The sequence below is a fragment of the Pseudomonas sp. RL_15y_Pfl2_60 genome, assembly GCF_963970595.1.
Lineage (GTDB): Bacteria > Pseudomonadota > Gammaproteobacteria > Pseudomonadales > Pseudomonadaceae > Aquipseudomonas.
The window spans coordinates 516,590-537,242 of record NZ_CAXAOE010000002.1 but is presented as its reverse complement, the minus strand read 5'-3'; the positions used below and the strand labels follow the sequence as shown (position 1 = coordinate 537,242).

General features: G+C 56.9%; 19 protein-coding genes. 9 read left to right on the top strand and 10 right to left on the bottom strand.

Annotation, left to right across the window (positions count from 1 at the left end):
- Positions 1-35: 35 nt before the first annotated feature.
- Positions 36-1,094, bottom strand: a complete 1,059-nt coding sequence (rfbB, locus tag AACY26_RS07585) for a dTDP-glucose 4,6-dehydratase (RefSeq protein WP_339512594.1) — start codon at positions 1,092-1,094, stop codon at positions 36-38.
- A 238-nt stretch (positions 1,095-1,332) separates the two neighbouring features.
- Between rfbB and AACY26_RS07580 the strand changes: the two genes are divergently transcribed.
- The 3 genes from AACY26_RS07580 to AACY26_RS07570 all read left to right on the top strand — a co-directional run bounded on the left by AACY26_RS07580 (position 1,333) and on the right by AACY26_RS07570 (position 3,691).
- Entirely contained in the window at positions 1,333-2,499 is a 1,167-nt protein-coding gene (locus tag AACY26_RS07580) for an MFS transporter (protein WP_339512592.1), read from the top strand.
- 418 nt (positions 2,500-2,917) lie between these two features.
- The gene (locus AACY26_RS07575) at positions 2,918-3,346 is read left to right on the top strand and encodes a hypothetical protein (RefSeq protein WP_339512590.1); all 429 of its coding nucleotides are present in this window, start codon (positions 2,918-2,920) and stop codon (positions 3,344-3,346) included.
- A 12-nt stretch (positions 3,347-3,358) separates the two neighbouring features.
- On the top strand, positions 3,359-3,691 hold the full coding sequence (locus tag AACY26_RS07570) for a YnfA family protein (protein ID WP_339512588.1): 333 nt from the start codon (positions 3,359-3,361) through the stop codon (positions 3,689-3,691).
- Positions 3,692-3,698: 7 nt separating this feature from the next.
- Here the strand turns inward: AACY26_RS07570 and AACY26_RS07565 are convergent, their stop codons facing one another.
- From AACY26_RS07565 to AACY26_RS07550, 4 genes are all read right to left on the bottom strand, one after another.
- Positions 3,699-3,947 carry a YheU family protein gene (locus AACY26_RS07565; RefSeq protein ID WP_339512586.1) on the bottom strand — a complete coding sequence of 83 codons (249 nt, stop codon included), beginning with the start codon at positions 3,945-3,947 and terminating at the stop codon, positions 3,699-3,701.
- Positions 3,948-4,053: 106 nt separating this feature from the next.
- Entirely contained in the window at positions 4,054-5,247 is a 1,194-nt protein-coding gene (locus AACY26_RS07560; protein ID WP_339512584.1) for an osmoprotectant NAGGN system M42 family peptidase, read from the bottom strand.
- An 81-nt stretch (positions 5,248-5,328) separates the two neighbouring features.
- A complete protein-coding gene (gene ngg / locus AACY26_RS07555; RefSeq protein ID WP_339512582.1) occupies positions 5,329-7,068 on the bottom strand; it encodes an N-acetylglutaminylglutamine synthetase in 1,740 nt (579 codons plus the stop codon).
- A gap of 113 nt (positions 7,069-7,181) precedes the next feature.
- The gene (locus AACY26_RS07550) at positions 7,182-8,951 is read right to left on the bottom strand and encodes an N-acetylglutaminylglutamine amidotransferase (protein ID WP_339512580.1); all 1,770 of its coding nucleotides are present in this window, start codon (positions 8,949-8,951) and stop codon (positions 7,182-7,184) included.
- 156 nt (positions 8,952-9,107) lie between these two features.
- On the opposite strand from AACY26_RS07550, the gene AACY26_RS07545 reads away from it, so the two are divergent.
- Positions 9,108-9,578, top strand: coding sequence for a MarR family winged helix-turn-helix transcriptional regulator (locus tag AACY26_RS07545; protein ID WP_010483335.1), 471 nt, complete (start codon positions 9,108-9,110; stop codon positions 9,576-9,578).
- A gap of 39 nt (positions 9,579-9,617) precedes the next feature.
- Here AACY26_RS07545 and mnmC read toward each other — a convergent pair whose 3' ends face one another.
- Positions 9,618-11,633, bottom strand: coding sequence for a bifunctional tRNA (5-methylaminomethyl-2-thiouridine)(34)-methyltransferase MnmD/FAD-dependent 5-carboxymethylaminomethyl-2-thiouridine(34) oxidoreductase MnmC (gene mnmC / locus AACY26_RS07540; protein ID WP_339512577.1), 2,016 nt, complete (start codon positions 11,631-11,633; stop codon positions 9,618-9,620).
- Between the two features lie 144 nt (positions 11,634-11,777).
- Between mnmC and pap the strand changes: the two genes are divergently transcribed.
- Positions 11,778-13,265, top strand: a complete 1,488-nt coding sequence (gene pap, locus AACY26_RS07535) for a polyphosphate:AMP phosphotransferase (RefSeq protein WP_339512575.1) — start codon at positions 11,778-11,780, stop codon at positions 13,263-13,265.
- A gap of 165 nt (positions 13,266-13,430) precedes the next feature.
- Complete coding sequence (locus tag AACY26_RS07530; protein ID WP_339512573.1) at positions 13,431-14,618, top strand: thiolase family protein; 1,188 nt, start codon at positions 13,431-13,433, stop codon at positions 14,616-14,618.
- 84 nt (positions 14,619-14,702) lie between these two features.
- Here AACY26_RS07530 and AACY26_RS07525 read toward each other — a convergent pair whose 3' ends face one another.
- From AACY26_RS07525 to AACY26_RS07510, 4 genes are all read right to left on the bottom strand, one after another.
- Positions 14,703-14,912 (bottom strand): DUF6316 family protein, encoded by a 210-nt coding sequence (locus AACY26_RS07525; RefSeq protein WP_339512571.1) that lies wholly within the window; start codon positions 14,910-14,912, stop codon positions 14,703-14,705.
- A gap of 198 nt (positions 14,913-15,110) precedes the next feature.
- Complete coding sequence (locus AACY26_RS07520) at positions 15,111-15,731, bottom strand: NAD(P)H-dependent oxidoreductase (protein ID WP_339512569.1); 621 nt, start codon at positions 15,729-15,731, stop codon at positions 15,111-15,113.
- Entirely contained in the window at positions 15,724-17,133 is a 1,410-nt protein-coding gene (locus tag AACY26_RS07515) for a class II fumarate hydratase (RefSeq protein ID WP_339512567.1), read from the bottom strand. The genes AACY26_RS07520 and AACY26_RS07515 overlap by 8 nt, the downstream gene beginning before the upstream one ends.
- Positions 17,134-17,233: 100 nt before the next feature.
- Positions 17,234-18,253: a DUF2804 domain-containing protein gene (locus AACY26_RS07510; protein ID WP_339512565.1), complete on the bottom strand. Its 1,020-nt coding sequence runs from the start codon at positions 18,251-18,253 to the stop codon at positions 17,234-17,236.
- A 249-nt stretch (positions 18,254-18,502) separates the two neighbouring features.
- Between AACY26_RS07510 and AACY26_RS07505 the strand changes: the two genes are divergently transcribed.
- The 3 genes from AACY26_RS07505 (at position 18,503) to trhO (ending at position 20,652) form a co-directional block, all read left to right on the top strand.
- Positions 18,503-19,009, top strand: a complete 507-nt coding sequence (locus AACY26_RS07505) for a DUF2059 domain-containing protein (RefSeq protein ID WP_339512563.1) — start codon at positions 18,503-18,505, stop codon at positions 19,007-19,009.
- A gap of 160 nt (positions 19,010-19,169) precedes the next feature.
- Positions 19,170-19,475: a BolA family protein gene (locus AACY26_RS07500; protein ID WP_339512561.1), complete on the top strand. Its 306-nt coding sequence runs from the start codon at positions 19,170-19,172 to the stop codon at positions 19,473-19,475.
- 238 nt (positions 19,476-19,713) lie between these two features.
- Entirely contained in the window at positions 19,714-20,652 is a 939-nt protein-coding gene (gene trhO, locus AACY26_RS07495; protein WP_339512559.1) for an oxygen-dependent tRNA uridine(34) hydroxylase TrhO, read from the top strand.
- Position 20,653 lies beyond the last annotated feature (1 nt).

Sequence of the window (20,653 nt, the reverse complement as noted above, 5' to 3'; positions counted from 1 at the left end):
TTTACTAACGCGGGCTCGGTGCCGCGCAACATGATTTAGATTTCGGCGCCGAGTCGGCCAAGTCGATAGTCACCTGATAGCACGCGCTGCCACCAGTCTTGGTTATCGAGGTACCAGCGCACGGTTTTGCGCAGGCCGCTGTCGAAAGACTCTTGCGGTGTCCAGCCCAGTTCGCGCTCTATTTTAGACGCATCAATGGCGTAGCGCAGATCATGTCCGGGGCGGTCTTTGACGAAAGTGATTAGCTCTTTATAGCTCTTGGCTGAAGCCTGTGGCACCAACTCATCGAGTAGCTCGCAAATGGTTTCCACAACCTCAAGGTTGCGCTTCTCATTGTGGCCACCAATATTGTAAGTCTCGCCTACAGCGCCTTTGCTGACTACTTCAACCAAGGCGCGAGCATGGTCTTCAACATACAGCCAATCGCGTATTTGCGAGCCATCGCCATACACCGGCAGAGGCTTGCCCGCGAATGCATTGAGAATGACGTGGGGAATCAGTTTTTCCGGGAAATGGTATGGGCCGTAGTTGTTCGAGCAGTTGGTAAGCAGCACCGGCAAGCCGTATGTACGCTGCCAGGCGCGGACCAGGTGATCGGAGCTTGCCTTGGAGGCGGAGTAGGGCGAGCTGGGCGCATAGGAGGTGGTTTCGGTGAACAGGTCGTCAGTGCCTTCAAGGTCGCCGTAGACTTCATCGGTGGAGATGTGATGAAAGCGAAAGCCTTGCTTTTCATCATCAGGCAGCGCATTCCAGTAACGGCGCGTGGCTTCCAGCAGGTTGTATGTGCCGACAATATTGGTCTGGATAAACTCGGCAGGGCCGTCAATCGAGCGGTCGACATGGGACTCAGCTGCAAGGTGCATCACGGCGCTGGGCTTGAACTGCGCAAATACAGCATCCAATGCCGCGCTGTCACAGATATCGACCTGATAAAAGCTGTAGCGTGGTGAGTCCTTGGCTTCGGCAAGTGATTCCAGGTTGCCTGCATAGGTCAGCTTATCGAGGTTGGCGACGACGCACTGCGTGTTCTCAATCAAGTGACGAACGACAGCAGAGCCAATAAATCCCGCGCCGCCGGTGACAATAATCCGCATTAATGCTTCTCCGCTTAAGCTACTCGCAAAGGTTTCTAGGCTGATCGCCATAAATAGGTCGATATTACATTGATTTGAATAGTTGTTTCTCGGTATACGATCTCGCTTCGACCTCTTTGTAGAAACAAACAAATAATCTGACTATTTAGTCAGTTATCTGCTGCTGATGCTTGCTCAATGCAAAGCTGGCCGTTAGGGTGGCGTGCTCACTTAACGTTGACGACACTGGACGCTCCCTGTGAAGCCTGCCTCAAAGACCTTGCTGCTGATTGCCCTGATTGTTGCGGCGATCAATCTGCGCCCCGGCATTACGTCCCTCGCACCGCTGATCGAGCGCATTGCCGAAGAGCTAGCGCTGAGCCGCAGTGTGATCAGTTTGACCACGGCGCTGCCGGTTTTATGCATGGGCTTGTTGGCGCCATTTGCACCACGTTTAGCGGTACTTTTTGGTCTGGAGCGCACCGTTACCCTGTGCTTGTTACTCATCACCGGGGCTTTATCGATTCGCTTGATCGGTCACTCGACCGCCGTTCTGATTGGCAGTGCGGTTGTGATGGGCGCTGCAATCGCCATTGCCGGGCCGTTGCTGTCGGGCTTTATCAAGCGCCATTTTATTGGTCGTGTGGGCAAGGTTGTCGCCTGGTATTCGCTGAGCATGGCCATTGGCGGGGCGGCGGGCGCTGTGCTGACTGCACCTGCTACGCAATTGCTCGGCGATAACTGGTCGCGCGGCCTGGCTGTTTGGGCGTTGCTGGGCATTGCTGGCGTTATGTTATGGCTGTTCGTGCCAAACCTTAAGACAGTCGAAGACGCCGCCGAGCAGCCGGCATGCTTACCTTGGGCCAAGCCACGAGCCTGGTTGATCAGTGGCTTTTTTGCCCTGCAGGCGGGGCTGTTCTATGCCATCGCAACCTGGACGGTTGCTCGTTATCACGAGGCGGGTTTGAGTCTGCTGCACAGCAACAACTTGTTCGGCACCATTATGTTGATGGGCTTGCCCAGCGCCTTTCTGTTGCCTTGGTTGGCTCAGCGTTTTAACAATCGCTACATATTGTTGATGATCTGCGGCGCAACATCGGCCCTGTGCTTGGCAATGATCGCCTTTATGCCGAGGCTCTTCCCGGAAGTGTGGGCCGTGGCGCTGGGTTTTGCGCTTAGTGGTTCCTTTGCCTTGTCTTTGGTATTGCCCTTGTATGAAGCCAGTTCGCCGCTGGACGTGAGTCGTTGGACTGCGATGATGTTGTTCATGGGCTATAGCTTCGGGAGTTTGATGCCGGTGATCAGCGGGTTTGTGCGTGATGCTTCTGGTTCGTACCAAATGCCATTTGCGATGATGACGGGCATGGCCGTGGTGATGACAGTGATAGCCGGTTTCTTGCGCCACGGCGCCCGCCAAGCTCGGTAGGAAGGATGCGGCTTTTCCTCCCAGCATTGGCAGCGCATTTAAGCTTGTTTGGTGGACAAGCTTCGCGTTGTCGCACCCTACAACGTCCGTAGGGTGGAAGACGCTTCATCCTTCCACCATTGGTGCAGAGATTACTTCGGGCATTTGCTTGAGGCCGGTCTCTGGTGGACAAGCTTCGCGTTATCACACCCTACAACGTCCGTAGGGTGGAAGACGCTTCATCCTTCCACCATTGGTGCAGAGATTACTTCGGGCATTTGCTTGAGGCCGGTCTCTGGTGGACAAGCTTCGCGTTGTCACACCCTACATCATCCGTAGGGTGGAAGACGCTTTACCCTTCCACCATTGGTGCAGGCTTTGCGTTGTCACGTCTTGCGGCCTGTGATAGAAGGCAGCCTGGTTTTTGTGGAGTGGCGGTGTGGAGTCTGAGTCGATCGTTTATGGCTGTATACGCGACTGGCCGTCGGATAGTGCGCTGGAAAGTCGCTTGCGTCGGCAAATAAACCGACAGGTGCTGGGCGAGCTGCCAACGAGTGATTGTTGGCCTTTGCTCGGGCGTGAGATGTTTTCCTGCTGCCAGGTTCCGAGCGAAGGTGTGTACCAGACCCAGGTGATTCATTTCGGCGCGAGCTATAAGTCGGTCGAGTACGAGTGGAGCCTCTGGATTGAGCAGTTCGAGACCTTGCTCAAGCGCTTGTACTGGGCCAGTGCGGTGGTTCATCTTGAGACTGAATTAAATGGTACCCATACCTTCCGCTGGGAGTCCGATGGCGACTTCCATAGCCCGCAAGAGGGCGATTTGCGCGTGCGTTGCGCCTGGGAGCGCGAAGGTGGCGGACGTAACTAACGAGGCAGTTCCGTGCTGAATTATCTGTGGTTCTTTATGGCAGCGCTCTTCGAAATCGCTGGCTGCTATGCATTCTGGATGTGGCTGCGCCTGGGTAAAAGCCCGCTGTGGATTTTGCCGGGCCTGGCCAGTTTGGTGCTATTTGCCTTGCTGCTGACTCGCATCGAAGCCAGCTATGCGGGGCGTGCTTATGCGGCCTATGGCGGGGTCTATATAGTGGCGTCGCTGCTTTGGCTGAGCCTGATTGAAAAGGGCCGTCCACTGCTGAGTGATTGGCTTGGTGCCGGGCTATGTATTGCGGGAGCGCTGGTGATATTGCTGGGGCCGCGCTTTTCCAGCCCTTGAGTGCTGGCTAGTCGAGTGAGTCAGCCAGATCATTGAGCCATTCCTTGGGCACATCACGCTTCATCGCCAGTTGGCACTGCTCGCTTTCCGGGTCGAAGATGATCACCGCCTCGCCTTTATCAAGCGCCCGGCGCACGCGCAGCACGCGAGTCTCCAGCGGCGTTTCATCGCCATTGTCGGTGCCGTCACGGGTGACGAAGTCCTCGATCAGCAAGGTCAGCGTCTCGGCTTGCAGCATAGTGGCGGGGATTAACACTTGAGCGCTCCATCAGCGGCTGGAAATACAGCGGCGATGCTAACCCTTGGCATCGCCGCTGACCATAGCTCTTGCACTTGAGCAACCGCCAGCATGCGTCTGGCTGTTACTTGTCTTTGCTGTCCAATGTATTGAGCAGGCTGTCGACACAAGGCACGCGTGTTTCGCTTTCCATTTGCGCATCATGTTCGAGTTGATGGCTAAAGCGTTCAAGCGAGCCTTCAGCGGGCTGGGCGTCGCTGGCGAAAACTGGCGGGCTGAGCAGGTAAGCGCTGATCAGTCTGGTCAGCGCAGCCAGACTATCAATATGGGTACGCTCATAACCGTGGGTTGCATCGCAGCCGAACGCCAGCAGGGCGGTGCGGATATCATGGCCGGCAGTTACCGCAGACTGCGCGTCGCTGTGGTAGTAGCGAAACAGATCGCGGCGAACTGGAATATCGTTCTCACCGGCAAGGCGCAGCAATTGGCGCGACAGATGATAGTCGTAGGGGCCGCCGGAGTCATGCAAGGCGACGCTGACGGCATGCTCGTTTGACTGCTGCCCAGGCGCAACCGGCGCGATGTCGATACCGACAAACTCGCTGACATCCCAAGGCAAGGCGCCCGCAGCGCCAGAACCCACTTCTTCCGTGATGGTGAACAGCGGGTGGCAGTCAATTGGCGGCTCTATGCCGCTCTCGACTATGGCCTTCAAGGACGCGAGCAGGGCGGCAACACCGGCCTTGTCATCAAGGTGGCGGGCGCTGATATGACCGCTTTCGGTGAACTCCGGCAGTGGGTCGAAGGCAACGAAATCGCCGACCGACACGCCCAGGCACTCACTGTCTGCGCGAGTGGTGGTAATTGCATCCAGGCGCAGCTCGACATGATCCCAGCTAACCGGCAGCTCATCGATTGCGGTGTTAAATGCGTGCCCGGATGCGAGCAACGGCAATACGCTGCCGCGCAATACACCGTGATCGGTAAAAACACTGACGCGGCTACCTTCGGCAAAGCGGCTCGACCAGTGGCCAATTGGGGCCAGGCCCAAGCGGCCGTTATCCTGTACCACGCGAACGATTGCGCCAATGGTGTCCAAATGCGCCGATATGGCCCGATCCGGGCTGTAGCGCTTGCCTTTGAGCGTGGCGCGAATGGTGCCGCGACGGGTCATCTCGAAGGGAATGCCCAAGTCACCAAGGCGCTCGGCAACATAGCGCACTATGGTGTCGGTGAAGCCGGTTGGGCTGGGAATGGCGAGCATCTCGAGCAGTACTTTTTGCAGGTAGTCTAGGTCTGGCTCTGGGAGTGATTGCATTAAAGCCTCCTGGCAAGTGAAAGGATCTGGATCAGCGCTGAGCCCTGAATACAGGCGTGCAACTGCACGCCTGCTGCAGCTTTAGTTGAGGCCGCGACTCAGCGGAAACAACAGATCGATAAAGCGCTCAGCGGTGGGTTGTGGCTCGTGGTTGGCCAGCCCCGCGCGCTCGTTGGCTTCAATAAACACATACTCGGGTTGATCGGCTGCTGGCACCATCAGGTCCAGCCCGACCACGGGGATATCGAGTGCGCGGGCAGCGCGGACTGCAGCCTCAGCGAGCACCGGATGCAGGATGTCCGTCACGTCTTCAAGGCTGCCGCCGGTATGCAGGTTGGCGGTTTTGCGCACGAACATTTTTTTGCCAGCCGGCAAGACACTTTCGTAATCAAGGCCAGCCGCCTGAAGGGTGCGCAGGGTTTCAGCGTCTTTGGGAATTTTGCTTTCCCCATCGGTCGCGGCTTGGCGGCGGCGGCTTTGTGAGTCAATCAAGTCGCCAATGCTATGCAGGCCGTCGCCGATGATTTCAGCGGGGCAGCGAATCGCGGCGGCAACTACTTCAAAACCAATCACTACGATGCGCAGGTCAAAACCTTCGTGGAAGCTTTCGAGCAGTACCCGCTCATCAAAGGGTTTGGCGCGCTCGATGGCATCATGGACCTCTGTCGGGCTGCGCAAGTCGACTGCCACGCCCTGGCCTTGTTCACCGTCGACCGGTTTGACCACCACGCGCTTGTGGGTGGCCAGGAACGCCGCATTCTCTTCAGCGCTCCCGGCGAGTCGCTGGGCGGGCACACTCAAGCCTGCGCGGCTGAGGGTACGGTGGGTCAGGCGTTTGTCCTGGCACAGGGTCATGCTCACGGCGCTGGTCAGGTCAGTGAGCGATTCGCGGCAACGAATGCGACGCCCGCCGTGGTTGAGGGTAAACAGACCGGCTTCAGCGTCGTCGACATTGACCTCAATACCGCGGCGCATGGCTTCATCAACGATGATCCGCGCATAAGGGTTCATTTCGCTTTCCGGACCGGGACCGATAAACAAGGTCTGGTTGATGCCGTTTTTGCGTTTGATGCTGAAGGTCTGTAGCTCGCGAAAGCCCAACTTGGCGTACAGGCGCTTGGCCTGTTTATTGTCATGCAGCACTGACAGGTCAAGGTGGCTCAGGCCGCGACTCATTGAGTGCTCGATCAAGTGACGAACCAGCACTTCGCCCACACCGGGGCGCGAGCAGTGTGGATCAACCGCCAAGCACCACAAGCTGCTGCCGTTTTCCGGGTCACGATAAGCCCTTGAATGGTTAAGGCCCATGACGCTGCCAATGACCGCGCCACTGTCTTGATCTTCAGCCAACCAGTAGGTTGGGCCGCCTTGTTCGTAAGGGGTGAGTTTGTCAGGGTCGATCGGTTGCATGCCGTGCAACTGGTAGAGGCAGTTGATGGCGTGCCAATCTTCATCATTCTGAGCGCGGCGAATGTCGTAGCCACGAAAGCCGCGACGGGCCGGGCGGTAGTCAGAGAACCAGATACGCAAGGTGTCGGACGGATCGAGAAACAGTTGTTGCGGTGCGTGCGCCAGGACTTGATGAGGGGCGGCAACGTAAAGCGCGATATCACGCTCGCCGGGCTCCTCGGTAACCAGTTCGTCGGCCAAGGCGGCCGCATCGGGGAAGGTATGACCAATCAGCAGTCGGCCCCAGCCACAATGTATTGCGACAGGTTCGCTGGGTTGGGTTTCGCGGTCTTCGGCAAATCGTGCTTGCAGGCGTTCGTAAGTGGGGGCTTTGCCGCGAAGAAGGCGTTGATTGTAGACATTGGCGCGCATTGGAACTGTTCCTTTGCTTTGCGTATCGCCCGGATTGATTCCGGCTTATTAAAATAGCGTTAACCCGACAGTAAGTCGGGTTAACGTGAAACCAACTATGTGTTGACCGCGATTTACAGCCCCTGTTCGCTGAGCCATAGATTGAGTGCGGCCATTTGCCATAGCTTCGAGCCACGCAGCGGGGTCAATTGGCCATCGGGATTGCTTAGCAATTTATCGAGCATGGCCGGGTTGAACACGCCGCGATCCTGGCTCGGGTCGGTCAACAACTCACGAACCCAGCCCAGTGTCGCGCCTTCAAGATGCTTGAGGCCGGGGACAGGGAAGTAACCCTTTTTACGGTCGATCACTTCAGCCGGGATTACCTGGCGTGCCGCTTCCTTGAGCACGTATTTGCCGCCATCTGGCAGCTTGAAACGGCCAGGCACGCGTGCCGACAGCTCAGCTAAACGGTAGTCGAGGAAAGGCGTACGCGCCTCAAGGCCCCAAGCCATGGTCATGTTATCCACTCGTTTGACCGGGTCATCCACCAGCATCACCGTGCTGTCGAGGCGCAGTGCTTTGTCGACAGCAGCACTGGCGCCCGGTTGTGCGAAGTGCTGGCGGACAAATTCACCTGCATGATCATCGGTCAGCCAGGCAGGCTGCACGCAGGCCGCATATTCGTCGTGCTCACGATCAAAGAAGGCCTTGCGGTAGGCGCTAAACGGGTCATCAGCGCCATCAACCAATGGATACCAGTGGTAACCGGCGAACAGCTCGTCGGCGCCTTGGCCGCTTTGCACCACTTTGCAGTGCTTGGCGACTTCACGGGAGAGCAGGTAGAACGCGATGCAGTCATGGCTGACCATCGGCTCGCTCATCGCGCGGAAGGCTGCTGGCAATTGATCGAGAACCTCGTTCTCGCCGATACGCAACTGATGGTGATTGGTCTCGAAGCGCTCGGCAATCAGGTCCGAATACTGGAATTCATCACCGCGCTCACCACCGGCATCCTGGAAGCCGATCGAAAAGGTCGATAGGTTTTCCACGCCTGCTTCACGCAGCAGGCCAACCAGCATGCTCGAATCAACGCCGCCCGAAAGCAGAACGCCCACATCGACTGCTGCTCGCTGACGAATCGAAACCGCCTCGCGCATGCCATTGAGGACCTGGTCGCGCCAGTCTTCAAAGCTGTAGTTCATTTCCTCGGGGCGTGGGCCGAAATCGAGTTTCCACCAGCTTTGCTGCTCGCACTTGCCGTTTGCATCAATGCGCATCCAGCTCGCCGCCGGCAGTTTTTCGACACCCGCAAGAATGGTGCGTGGTGCAGGCACTACCGCATGAAAATTGAGGTAGTGATTAAGCGCAATAGGGTCGAGCGCGTTGCTGATATCGCCGCCCTTGAGCAGGGCGGGCAGGCTCGATGCAAAGCGCAAGCGCTGGCCGGTGCGCGACATGTACAGCGGCTTGATGCCGAGACGGTCACGGGCGATAAACAGCTCTTGGCTGTCACGCTCCCACACGGCGAAGGCAAACATGCCGTTGAGCTTGGGCAGCATGTCCTTGCCCCAGGCGTGATAGCCCTTGATCAGCACTTCAGTGTCACCGCCCGAGAAAAAGCGATAGCCCAGTGTTTCAAGCTCTGCACGTAATTCGGGGTAATTGTAGATGGCGCCATTGAAGACCATGGACAGGCCAAGATCACTGTCGATCATGGGCTGCCCGGAAGCCTCCGCCAAGTCCATGACTTTTAGTCGGCGGTGGCCGAGGGCGATTGGGCCTTGGCTGTGAAAGCCGTGGGCATCTGGGCCGCGAGGGGCGAGATGATGGGTAATTCGTTCGACTGCAGCCAAATCGGCCGGTCGATTATCAAAGCGTAGTTCTCCAGCTATTCCGCACATATGTCCTTACCGGTATTGCCGTTGGGGAGTGGTTTACTGTTGCCTGATGAGCCCTGAAAACGGTTTCGTTTGTGTTTTCGGAGCGTCCTAAACCTTTTACACCAAAACAAAAAAATGCTTTCATGTCAAAGTTTATGGCAACAAGTAGATAGATAAATGGCAGATAAAAAAGTTTCAGCTGAAATCAAATTGTCATCCGTTGTTGCATTTGAAATGCCGATTTTTCAAGCCCTGCGACGTTTGCAGCAGGCCGGTGAAGTGCATGCCAAGCGCCTGAGCCGCTTTGGTGGTTTGACACCGATGCAGTTGATGGTTCTGCAGGTGCTGGAAAAAGAATCGCGGATAACCGCAAGTGATTTAAGCGGGCGAGTGAGTCTCACCGCCGCAACCTTGTCTGGCTTACTTGATCGTCTGGAAGAGCGCGGTTTGTTGCAACGTCAGCGCGACGACCAGGATCGTCGGCGCCAATGGTTGTTGATCAGTGATCAAGGCCGGGAACTGTTAAAGCGCGCGCCATCATTGTTGCCGCCCGAGTTCAATCAGCGTTTGGCGGCGATTCCCGAGTGGGAGCGCCACAACCTGACCGCCGCTTTGCTTCGCGCCGCCGAGTTTTGTGAAGACGAGTAGGGTGCGACAACGCGCAGCTTGTCTACCATGCATCAGGCGTCACAAGTTGCGGATCAACTTGCGCAACATAAAGCGATTCGGGTGGCAGCCTTCTGCAACATCACGCGGCACAGGCAAGGGCTCATCGTTTAGCCACGCGGCAATCAGTTCGCCCGACAAGGGTGCGGTAATCAGCCCGCGAGAACCATGACCGCTATTGATGTACAAGCCGTCCAGCCAGGGGCAGGGGATGTCTGGTATTTGCCTGGCGTCCTTGCTGAGCGCCTGATAGCTATCGACAAAGGCCTGCTCATCAGCCAACGGACCGACAATGGGTAGATAGTCTGGGCTGGTGCAGCGAAATGCTGCGCGTCCAGCCAGGGTTTGTGGGGCTTGTTCCGCAATATCCAGGCGGTTGCTCAGGTCAGGGGAAATTTCTTCGAGCATCTGCAAATTACCCAGATGGTCTGCGCTGTTGAGGCTCAGGTCATCACTGTCAAAATCAAAACTGGCGCCTAGTGTGTGTTCTTGCAGGCGAGCAGGGGCGACATAGCCCTGAGCGCATACAACGGTGCTCAAGGCACTGCTTTGCGGGGTTTGTGGCAAGCTGCTGATCTGCCCACGGATACGCTTGAGCGGCAATTGTGCGCTGTATGCAAAGCCTTTGATTTCCGCAGCTCCGGCCAGTACCACAACTTCGGCGCTGGCCAGTAGGCGCTCCCCATCCCAGGCTTGCCACTGGTTATCTGTACGACGCAGTTGCAGGGCATTGTGCTGGCTGAGCAGGGTGATGTTTGGGTGGTCGCTTAGCAATTCGCACAAGGCTGGAGGATGAACCCAGCCCGCCTCAGGGTAGAACAAGCCGCCGGCTGGCAACCGGACGCCCGCCAACTGCTCGGCCGTTGATTGATCGACCTGTTGCAGCAGGTCCTGTGGAAATACGTCGGCCAGCTTGCTTTGCCGCTTGTGTTCCTGAGCATTGAACGCCAGCTGCAACACGCCGCAGTCGTTCCAGTGCTGGCCTTTCTCCAGGCGTTCAAGCAGGCGGCGGGTGTAGCCAAAACCACTGACGATCAAGCGCGATAGAGCAGTGCCGTGGGCGGAAAGCTTGAGATACAGCACACCTTGCGGGTTACCGGATGCCTCTTGCGCTATCGCTGAATGGCGCTCCAGCAGGCTTACCCGCCAGCCACGGGCTGCGAGACTGGCGGCGGTGGCGCAACCGGCAAGCCCCGCGCCAATAATCATGGCGTGACGGCTTGAGGCATTGAGTACGGGGCGGGCAAACCAGGGTTTAACCGGGCTAGGTGATTGCCGATTCAGGGGGGCTGCTGGCTGCTCAGGCAGCCCCACAAACTGGCCTTTGAGCACATGCCACTTGCCGCCAATACCGGCCACGCGCTTGATTTGAAAACCCGCCTCTTTCAGGCCCCGGCGCACATCGCCTGCGCTGGTGAAGGAGCCAAGCGTTGCCCCAGGGCTCGACAGCCGGGCGATTTCGGCAAAGAGTTCAGCGGACCACATTTGCGGGTTCTTGGCTGGCGCAAAACCGTCGAGAAACCAGGCATCGACCCGTGCATCCAGTTGCCTGAGCATCTCGCAGGCATCACCAATCAGCAGGTCGAGGGTGATGCGCCCATTGTCGAACTGCAAACGCTGAAAGCCTGGATGAATCGCCACATATTGAGTCAACAACCCTTGGCTATAAGCTGCGAGCTCTGGCCACAGGCTCAATGCCCGCTGCAGGTCGTCACGGCTCAGCGGGTATTTTTCGACACTGACAAAGTGCAGGCGGGCGCCGGCTACGGCATGTTGCTCAAACAGTTGCCAGGCGCAGAAAAAATTCAGCCCGGTACCAAACCCGGTTTCAGCAATGGTCAGTTGTTGATGCGCCGCGAGGTTGCTGAAGCGCTGTTCAAGCGCGTTGTTATGCAAAAACACGTGCTGCGTTTCGGCGATCCCTTGTTGCGCTGAAAAATACACATCACCAAACACCGAAGAGAGCGGATGGCCCTGGCTATCCCAGTCGAGTTTTGCTTGCTGATGCTGGGTTGAATGCTGTGCTCGCTCAGTCATGGTGTCAGTCCGGGAAATCAGTGGCGCATTCTAGCCGAATCTGGGCGTCGAATATCGCCCGCGACCCTCCACAAAACTGCAAAGCTTCGCGACAGCAACAGCTGTAATCCGCTAGTCTGAAGCGATAAGTTCAGGGAGATGCACATGTTCGAGTCCGCAGAGATTGGTCGCACTATAGACAAGGAAACCTTTGATGATGCCGAGCCCGCGCTGCGCGAGGCGCTGCTTGAGGCTCAATATGAATTGCAGCAGCAAAAGCGCTTTGCCGTGATCATCCTGATCAACGGAATAGAGGGCGCAGGCAAGGGCGAGACCGTCAAGCTGCTCAATGAATGGATGGACCCGCGATTGATCGAGGTCAGTACCTTTGATCAGCCGACCGACGAGGAACTGGCGCGACCACCGGCCTGGCGCTATTGGCGGCAACTGCCAGCCAAAGGCCGGATAGGCATCATGTTTGGCAATTGGTATAGCCAAATGCTCCAGGCACGGGTTCATGGACGCTTGAAAAATGCCGCGCTGGACCAGGCTATCGACAGCGCTGAAAGCCTTGAGCGCATGCTGTGCGATGAAGGTGCGCTGATTTTCAAGTTCTGGTTTCACCTGTCTAAAGATCAGATGGAGGTGCGTCTCAAGACTCTGCAGGATGATCCGCTGCACAGTTGGCGAATCAGCCCGCTGGATTGGCAGCAGTCAAAAACCTATGACAAGTTTGTGCGTTACGGTGAACGTGTACTGCGCCGCAGCAGTCGTGATTATGCGCCCTGGTATGTGGTCGAGGGCGTGGATGAAAACTACCGCAATCTAACCGTTGGCCGTATCTTGCTGGAAGGCTTGCAGGCTGCGCTCAAAAGTAAAGACCGGCCTATCCCCCAACCCCACGCCGCGCCTCTGACTGCCTCGCTTGAGGGCAATGGCCTGCTTGATAGCCTGAACCTGAGCCAGGCGTTGGAGAAGGAAGACTACAAGGAGCAACTGGCGATAGAGCAGGCGCGTTTATCGGGCTTGATGCGCAATAAAAAAATGCGCAAGCACTCGCTGGTGGCGGTGTTCGAGGGTAATGATGCGGCAGGTAAAGGGGGCGCGATCCGCCGCGTGGCCGCAGCACTTGACCCCCGCCAATACCGCATTGTTCCCATTGCTGCGCCGACTGATGAAGAGCTTGCGCAGCCGTATTTGTGGCGGTTCTGGCGGCACATACCCGTGCGCGGCAAATTCACGGTATTCGACCGTTCCTGGTATGGCCGGGTGTTGGTTGAACGGGTCGAAGGCTATGCGTCGCCAGCCGACTGGTTGCGTGCCTATGGCGAGATCAATGATTTTGAAGAGCAGTTGGTCGAGGCTGGGGCGGTGGTCGTGAAATTCTGGCTGGCGATTGACCAGGCCACCCAGCTTGAACGCTTCAAGGCGCGCGAGAAGATCCCGTTCAAGCGTTTCAAAATCACCGAAGACGATTGGCGCAACCGCGAGAAGTGGCCGCAGTATCGAGATGCAGTCGAAGACATGGTTGATCGCACCAGCACCTCCATAGCGCCCTGGACCCTGGTTGAAGCCAATAACAAGCACTTTGCCAGGGTCAAGGTGATACGCACCATCAATGATGCGCTTGAGGCCGCGTTCGCCAAAGATTGAACCTGAGCCAGCCAAGGTTTGTGCGAAGCTTTATTCGCGCAACCCCAGGCTTTTGCATATGCCTGATGAATGATTGTCGCGCACAAGCATTGTACGAACTTATGCTCAGGGGACTTAACGCGGCTCTGCCCACCGCCGCCCTGTAAGCTCTCAAGGAGAACCGCTATGCGAGAAGTCGTGATTGTTGAAAGTGTCAGAACCGGTCTGGCCAAGTCATTCCGTGGAAAATTCAACATGACCCGCCCGGATGATATGGCAGCGCACTGTGTCAATGCTTTGCTTGAGCGCACCGGTATTGACCCGCAACTGGTGGACGACTGTATTGTCGGTGCGGGCTCGAATGAAGGCGCCCAGGGCATGAACATTGGGCGTAACGTGGCTGTGCTGTCTGGCTTGGGCACGAATGTGGCCGGTATGACGCTCAATCGCTACTGCTCATCAGGCTTGCAATCCATTGCGATTGCCGCCAACCAGATCGCTTCTGGCTGCAGTGACGTTATCGTTGCGGGCGGTGTTGAGTCGATCAGCATGACCCTGAAAAGCATCAACATGGACAATCTCTACAATCCGATCCTGCAGGAAAATGTGCCCGGGATTTATTACCCGATGGGGCGCACCGCCGAGGTTGTAGCGCGTCGCTATAACATCAGCCGCGAAGCCCAGGATGCTCTCGCCCTGCAAAGCCAGCAACGCACGGCAAAGGCGCAAAAAGCCGGGCTGTTTGCTGATGAAATCGTACCGATGAAGGTCAGTTATCAGGTCGAAGATAAAGCCACTGGCGAGAAGTCCATCGTCGAAGGCGTGGTTGATTACGATGATTGCAACCGCCCGGACACCACGCTGGAAAGCCTCTCAGGCTTGAAACCGGTTTTTGCCGACGACGGTTCGGTCACTGCGGGCAACGCTTCGCAGCTGTCCGATGGCGCCTCGATGACCTTGATCATGAGCCTGGATAAAGCCCTTGAACTGGGCCTTAAGCCCAAGGCGTATTTCCGAGGCTTCACCGTAGCGGGTTGTGAGCCTGATGAAATGGGTATCGGGCCAGTGTACGCAGTGCCCAAGTTGCTTAAAGCCAAGGGGTTGCAGGTTGCCGATATCGACCTGTGGGAACTCAATGAGGCCTTCGCTTCACAGTGCCTTTATTGCCGTGACGAGCTGGGCATCGATAACGAGAAGTACAACGTTAATGGCGGCTCAATCTCCATTGGTCATCCCTTCGGCATGACCGGCTCGCGACTGGTCGGGCATATGATCCGTGAGCTTCAGCGCCGTGAAGTGCGTTATGGCGTGGTGACCATGTGCGTGGGAGGCGGCATGGGGGCGGCTGGCTTGTTTGAGGCCTACACCGGTTGATCAAGGTGCCTTGATCGTCCGAGTCGGACCGCAATAAATAAACCGCGCCTAGGCGCGGTTTTTTTGGGTCGCGATTTGCAGGGGTTAGAATGCCCGGCTTTCAATCAACTGGTGCGACTGGATCATGCGCTGGACGTAGCGGTCTATCTGATGCTCGGCATCAACGCGGGTGAAGTAGGGGCCTTCGAGTGTGCCCTCACGGGTTGCAAAGAAGTACTGTCCGTTTACCGAACTGATGCGATCACTGCGGTAGTGCATGTCGGGTCCGGGGTCTATAGCGCGCTGGCCTAGCATGGGTCTATCCTCGGCTAAGGGGTCTCTGAAAACGACTGCGCTACTTTCTTCAGAGGCTCTTTTAAGGGCATGGGGTTTTATGAGTCTAACTGGCAATAGGTAATTTGCCTTGTTGGGCGATAAGCGGTTGTTTTAACGAGGATTTATCTGGATTTATCGGTATTTTGGCGTCGGTTTTATGACGTCCAGGTTGGGCGGTTAGACGCGCGCACCCAGGTTTTCAGCTTTGCGTAACCAGTCCAGGCGCTGCTCCTCGGAAGCGGTGCGGATAGGTGCGAACTCGGTCAGGCGCCCCGGTTTTATTCCGCAGCTGTTGAGAATGGCCCGGGTGACTTGATGATGGGCAGGCGCGCCATATTTCCACGGCATGTGCCACGACGGGGTATCCAGCGTAATCATGATATCGGCCGTGCGTCCGTCCAGCAGTTCATCCCACAGCAGTGAGTCAGGGCGATATTTGAAGGCAAAACCCGGTGTCAGCACCCGTTCGAAAAAACCGCTCAACAAAGCGGGTTGCCCGCCCCACCAGACGGGATAAACCACCAGCAGGTGCTCGGCCCAATGGATTTGTCTTTGCGCCTCAATCAAGTCTGGTTCGAGTTGCTGGCTGCTGTCGTAGCCGTTGTGCAGCACCGGGTCGAAGCTCAGCTCACCAAGGCGCAGCAGGCGGACAACATGGCCTTCGCCACGGGCGCCGTGGGCGTATGCATCGCTCAAGGCATGGCACAGGCTGTTGCTTTTCGGCGTGCCCAGGATGATCAAGATGCGTTTGCCGTCACCCTCGTTGGGCGTGGCGCCTCGTTTGGTTGGCTCAGTCATGTCGGGGTTCCAGCATGTTCTCCGGACGAACCCACTGATCAAACTCTTCAGCGCTTAAATGGCCCAGTTCCACTGCGGCCTCACGCAAGGTGGTGCCGTCTTGATAGGCCTTTTTTGCAACTTCAGCGGCTTTGTCGTAACCAATATGCGGGTTGAGCGCGGTCACCAGCATCAAACCATTATCGAGATGCTTGGCCATTTGCCGGGCATCGGGTTGCAGGCCTGCGATGCAGTGCTGTTGAAAGTTGCGGCAGCCATCGGCGAGCAAGCGGATCGACTGCAAGATGTTGTGGATGATCACCGGCTTGAACACGTTCAGTTGCAGGTGGCCCTGACTGGCGGCGTAGCTGATGGTGACATCATTGCCCAATACCTGGCAGGCCAGCATTGACAAGGCTTCGCACTGCGTTGGGTTGACCTTGCCCGGCATGATCGAGCTGCCAGGTTCGTTGGCTGGCAATTTTACCTCGGCAAAACCGGCGCGAGGCCCAGAGCCCAGCAAGCGCAGGTCGTTGGCGATTTTCATCAGGCACACGGCCAGGGTCTTCAGCGCACCAGACATGCTGGTCAAGGGTTCGTGACCGGCCAGCGCGGCAAATTTATTGGGTGCGCTTGTCAGTGGCAATCCACTGAGCGCCGCCAGTTCCGCGGCGATTGCCTGGCTGAAGCCCGGTGGCGAATTTAAGCCGGTGCCCACCGCTGTGCCGCCCTGGGCCAGCTCACAGACTGCGGGCAGGGCAGCGCGAATAGCACGTTCGGCGTAATCCAGCTGGGCGACATAGGCGGACAACTCCTGGCCAAAGGTGATCGGCGTGGCATCCATCATATGGGTGCGACCGGTCTTCACCAGCTTGGCATGGCGCGCGGACTGCTCGGCAAGCCCGCCCGACAGTTCGGCGATGGCCGGCAGCAGTTGCTGGGTAATCGCCCGGGCTGTGGCAATGTGCATGGCGGTTGGGAAACTGTCGTTGGAGCTTTGCGCGCGATTGACATGGTCGTTCGGGTGAACCGGGCTTTTGCCACCGCGTTCGCCGCTGGCCAGCTCGTTGGCGCGCCCGGCAATCACTTCGTTGACGTTCATGTTGCTTTGCGTGCCGCTACCGGTTTGCCAGACCACGAGGGGGAATTGGTCGTCGTGCTGGCCGGCGATGATTTCGTCGGCGGCTTGCTCAATAAGCCGGGCTATATCTTGCGGCAGCTCGCCAATGCGGTCATTGACCCGCGCAGCGGCTTTCTTGATAAGCGCCAGTTCGTGCAGCACCGCCAGCGGCATCCGCTCCTGGCCGATGGCGAAATTGATCAGTGAGCGCTGGGTCTGGGCCCCCCAATAGGCGTCTTCAGGTACTTCAATCGGGCCAATGCTGTCTGTTTCGGTCCGGCCAGGTGTGGTACGGCTGCTCATGACATCCTCCAGTTAGCGTTCTAGCCAGTTTAGGTCGCATTTAAGCGCAGCAGGTTCCCTGATCGTCTGATATTGGCAAAATTATGAGCCGAGGCGCCGGTTACCAGCGAGCGTCAGTGGCGCCGAGCCAGCCAAGTGCGGCCTTGACCGGCACATGTTCGCCTTGCGGGCTGATCAGGTCGCCGTCGAAGTGGCCAAACCATTGCCGCGTATCTGCATAAAGCAGCCCAAGGTGCGGCGCTGCCTGATGTAGCTGGCGCGGGGTGAACCTCAGGTTTACCTGCTGATCCGCACTCTTGATGCGCCAGTTGGCCAGCGGGCCGGACGTCATCGGCGTTATCTCGACACTGTTTTCAAGCTGCTGCAACTCTCCGCCAAACCACAACGCGTTCTCTGAAAGACCGCTGTAGTCGGTCCAGTGCGTGCCGAAATTGCCAGCAATACCGCCAGGTGCAGCAAATGCGGCGCGTTTCCAGTGGCTGTTTAAGGGCCAGACGCCACGCCCGAAATCCATTGCTGCGAAGCTTTGTCCAGCTGTGCAGTTATAGGTGCGCTCGCCCAACTGCACGCGACCGCTCAGGGGCAAGCCGAGCTGGCGACAGGTTGCATGAAAGCGCTTGGGCCCCATTGGCGCAACCAGATTGACTGATTCAAGGTGCGTGGGGCGCTGGATATCCAGCAAGATTTCCAGCGGCTGGCTGCCTGCTTCGCTGGCGCTTAGGCTCAAGCAAGCACGTCCGGGGTATTCGTTGAGCTGGAATGACAGGCTGCGATGATTGAATGCATGGCTTTGTTGGGGATGATCGGGCAGTTGGCAGCCGCGAGCGAGAAGGCGCATCTGGCTGAAACTGGCCGTCTGACCGGTTGCAAGGTCAAGAAAATAAGCCGCGCCATATCCCAGGTAATCAAGATTGGCCTGGGTGACGGAGAGCATCCACTCGGGTGTGGTGAAGCACCAGTGATTCCAGCGCTTGCGCCGACCTGCGTGGCGTACAAGGCTGCAATTGACCTGCGGACGATTTGACCAGCCTATTGCGTCTGGATTGAGCGCGCCGTTGTCCAGGCACAAGTCTGTTTGGCGGGCAACGGGAGAGGTAATGGCGCTGTTCATCGTACACATCCGTGTGGGTGCAGCGCGACCGCGCCACAATCTTGTAATAGTAGAGTATTTATAAGGGCGAGAATGCCTTTACACAGCGAACTGCTTCAAGTCATGGCAATTTGCCTTTGAAGTGCTTCGTGACGGGGCGCACAAAGACCTGATTCTTGTGTTCGTTGTGGGGCGATTTTATAAATTGTTCGGTGTTGGGGCACAAAATCCCCTATGCGGCTGTCAAACTCGATTCAAACCTATTGTCAGGAGTTGCCAATGCCTCGTTTTCCGGTTCTATGCCTTGCTGCTGTGCTGTCGTGCGCCAGTGCCCAGGTGTTCGCAGATGCAGCCAGTCACGCAGCCGACGCTGAGCGTTTTTTGCAGTTGGCCCATGCCGACAAGCTAGCCGTACCGGTCTATGCGCAGGTGCAACAGATGTTTGCCCAACGTTTTGCGCAAAGCGGTGCAGGCGGTGAAAAGAAAGCATTGCTTGAGTCGTATCAAGCCAAGGCTAACGCGGTGCTTGATCAGTCGATCAGCTGGAGCAAGGTTAAACCTGACCTGGTTAAGCTCTATACCAGCAACTTTACCGAACAAGAGCTCAAGGAACTGATCAAGTTCTATGAGTCTCCGGTCGGCGAGAAAGTACTCAAGACCATGCCGCGCCTGACGGCGCAATCGGCTGAGCTTACCCAGGGCAAGCTTGAACCTGCGGTACCAAAGGTTAATAAACTGCTAGAGGACATGACCAAGGAACTTGGCCCTAAAAAAGCTAAATCCTAACGGTCCAGATCTGCACTACATCCAGGCATTTTTGCCGGATACTGAAAAATGGCTTTGGCTTGAGCTTTACACTTCGTAAACTCACAGCCTGAGTCATTTTTTTTGCGCTGCAATCAAGCAAGCATGCGCCAAGTGTCACAACGGTATTCTGGAGTTAAAGATGACCAAGCAAGCACAGCTTGAGACTGCACTGGCAATCCTGCAGCCCGAGCATCTGCAAGTGCTGGATGAAAGCCACATGCACAGCCGTGGCCTGGAGACGCACTACAAGGCGATTATTGTCAGTGAACAGTTTCAGGGGCTGAACGCCGTCAAGCGGCATCAGAAAGTCTATGCCAGCCTGGGTGACTTGATGGGCCAGATCCATGCGCTGGCGCTGCACACCTACACCGCGCAGGAGTGGGCCAAGAATGCCACCGCGCCGGCATCACCAACCTGCTTGGGCGGCAGTAAGCACGACAAGTAGGGCCGATAGCGCTTTTTGATCCGCCATTTGTGGCGACGGATACCTTGTGAAGGTTCTGGCTCATCCTTGAGTGCTTCGCTGGCTGAGTCACGGTGAACAAGCTACGCGTTGTCGCATCCTGCGCCCACAGCCATAAAAAACGTTAAACTATGCCCCGCACCGGCTTTGGCCGGTGTTGTTGTTGTTGATTAACCACCAGTCCGCCCTTTACGTGGGCGACTACTGAGGAAGTGAAAGCATGACCGACAAAATTGTCGTTGCAGCCTTGTACAAATTCGTCTCGCTGCCGGATTTCCATGAGTTGCGTGAACCGCTGCTCAACACCTTGATTGAAAATGGCGTCAAAGGCACCTTGCTGTTGGCCGAAGAGGGCATCAACGGTACTGTTTCCGGCAGCCGTGAAGGCATTGATGGTCTTTTCGCATGGTTTGCCCTGGACCCGCGCCTGGCCGATGTCGATCACAAGGAATCCTATTGCGATGAGCAGCCGTTCTACCGCACCAAGGTCAAATTGAAGAAAGAAATCGTCACCCTTGGCGTTGATGGCGTCGATCCGAACAAGCAAGTGGGAACCTATGTCGAGCCTAAAGACTGGAACGCGCTGATTGCCGATCCAGAGGTGCTGCTGATTGATACCCGTAACGATTACGAAGTTTCGATTGGCACATTCGAGGGGGCTATAGACCCCAAGACCAAGACCTTCCGCGAGTTTCCCGACTACATCAAGGCCAACTTCGATCCGGCCAAGCACAAGAAAGTCGCAATGTTCTGTACCGGCGGTATTCGCTGCGAAAAAGCGTCGAGCTATATGCTCAATCAGGGCTTCGAAGAGGTTTATCACCTGCAGGGCGGGATTCTCAAATACCTTGAGGAAGTGCCGCAGGAGGCATCAAGCTGGAAGGGCGATTGTTTCGTGTTCGACAACCGGGTCACTGTTCGCCACGACCTGACCGAAGGCGAGTACGATCAGTGCCACGCTTGCCGCACGCCGATTTCGGCGACTGATCGCGAGTCAGAGTTTTTCACGCCCGGCGTGAGCTGCCCCTATTGCTGGGACTCACTGCCTGAGAAAACCCGCGCCGGTGCCCGCGAGCGTCAAAGACAGATTGAGTTGGCCAAGCAGCGCAATATGCCGCACCCCCTTGGTTTCAATCCACGTTTAAAAAAACAAGGCTAAG

What these genes read in the sequence shown, in the direction of transcription:
- ngg (WP_339512582.1), bottom strand. Translation starts at nt 7,068, where the DNA reads ATGCGCGCCAATGTCTACAATCAACGCCTTCTTCGCGGCAAAGCCCCC.
- AACY26_RS07510 (WP_339512565.1), bottom strand. Translation starts at nt 18,253, where the DNA reads ATGTGTACGATGAACAGCGCCATTACCTCTCCCGTTGCCCGCCAAACA.
- AACY26_RS07520 (WP_339512569.1), bottom strand. Translation starts at nt 15,731, where the DNA reads ATGACTGAGCCAACCAAACGAGGCGCCACGCCCAACGAGGGTGACGGC.
- AACY26_RS07545 (WP_010483335.1), top strand. Translation starts at nt 9,108, where the DNA reads ATGGCAGATAAAAAAGTTTCAGCTGAAATCAAATTGTCATCCGTTGTT.
- AACY26_RS07550 (WP_339512580.1), bottom strand. Translation starts at nt 8,951, where the DNA reads ATGTGCGGAATAGCTGGAGAACTACGCTTTGATAATCGACCGGCCGAT.
- pap (WP_339512575.1), top strand. Translation starts at nt 11,778, where the DNA reads ATGTTCGAGTCCGCAGAGATTGGTCGCACTATAGACAAGGAAACCTTT.
- AACY26_RS07560 (WP_339512584.1), bottom strand. Translation starts at nt 5,247, where the DNA reads ATGCAATCACTCCCAGAGCCAGACCTAGACTACCTGCAAAAAGTACTG.
- AACY26_RS07530 (WP_339512573.1), top strand. Translation starts at nt 13,431, where the DNA reads ATGCGAGAAGTCGTGATTGTTGAAAGTGTCAGAACCGGTCTGGCCAAG.
- AACY26_RS07525 (WP_339512571.1), bottom strand. Translation starts at nt 14,912, where the DNA reads ATGCTAGGCCAGCGCGCTATAGACCCCGGACCCGACATGCACTACCGC.
- AACY26_RS07515 (WP_339512567.1), bottom strand. Translation starts at nt 17,133, where the DNA reads ATGAGCAGCCGTACCACACCTGGCCGGACCGAAACAGACAGCATTGGC.
- AACY26_RS07500 (WP_339512561.1), top strand. Translation starts at nt 19,170, where the DNA reads ATGACCAAGCAAGCACAGCTTGAGACTGCACTGGCAATCCTGCAGCCC.
- rfbB (WP_339512594.1), bottom strand. Translation starts at nt 1,094, where the DNA reads ATGCGGATTATTGTCACCGGCGGCGCGGGATTTATTGGCTCTGCTGTC.
- mnmC (WP_339512577.1), bottom strand. Translation starts at nt 11,633, where the DNA reads ATGACTGAGCGAGCACAGCATTCAACCCAGCATCAGCAAGCAAAACTC.
- AACY26_RS07505 (WP_339512563.1), top strand. Translation starts at nt 18,503, where the DNA reads ATGCCTCGTTTTCCGGTTCTATGCCTTGCTGCTGTGCTGTCGTGCGCC.
- trhO (WP_339512559.1), top strand. Translation starts at nt 19,714, where the DNA reads ATGACCGACAAAATTGTCGTTGCAGCCTTGTACAAATTCGTCTCGCTG.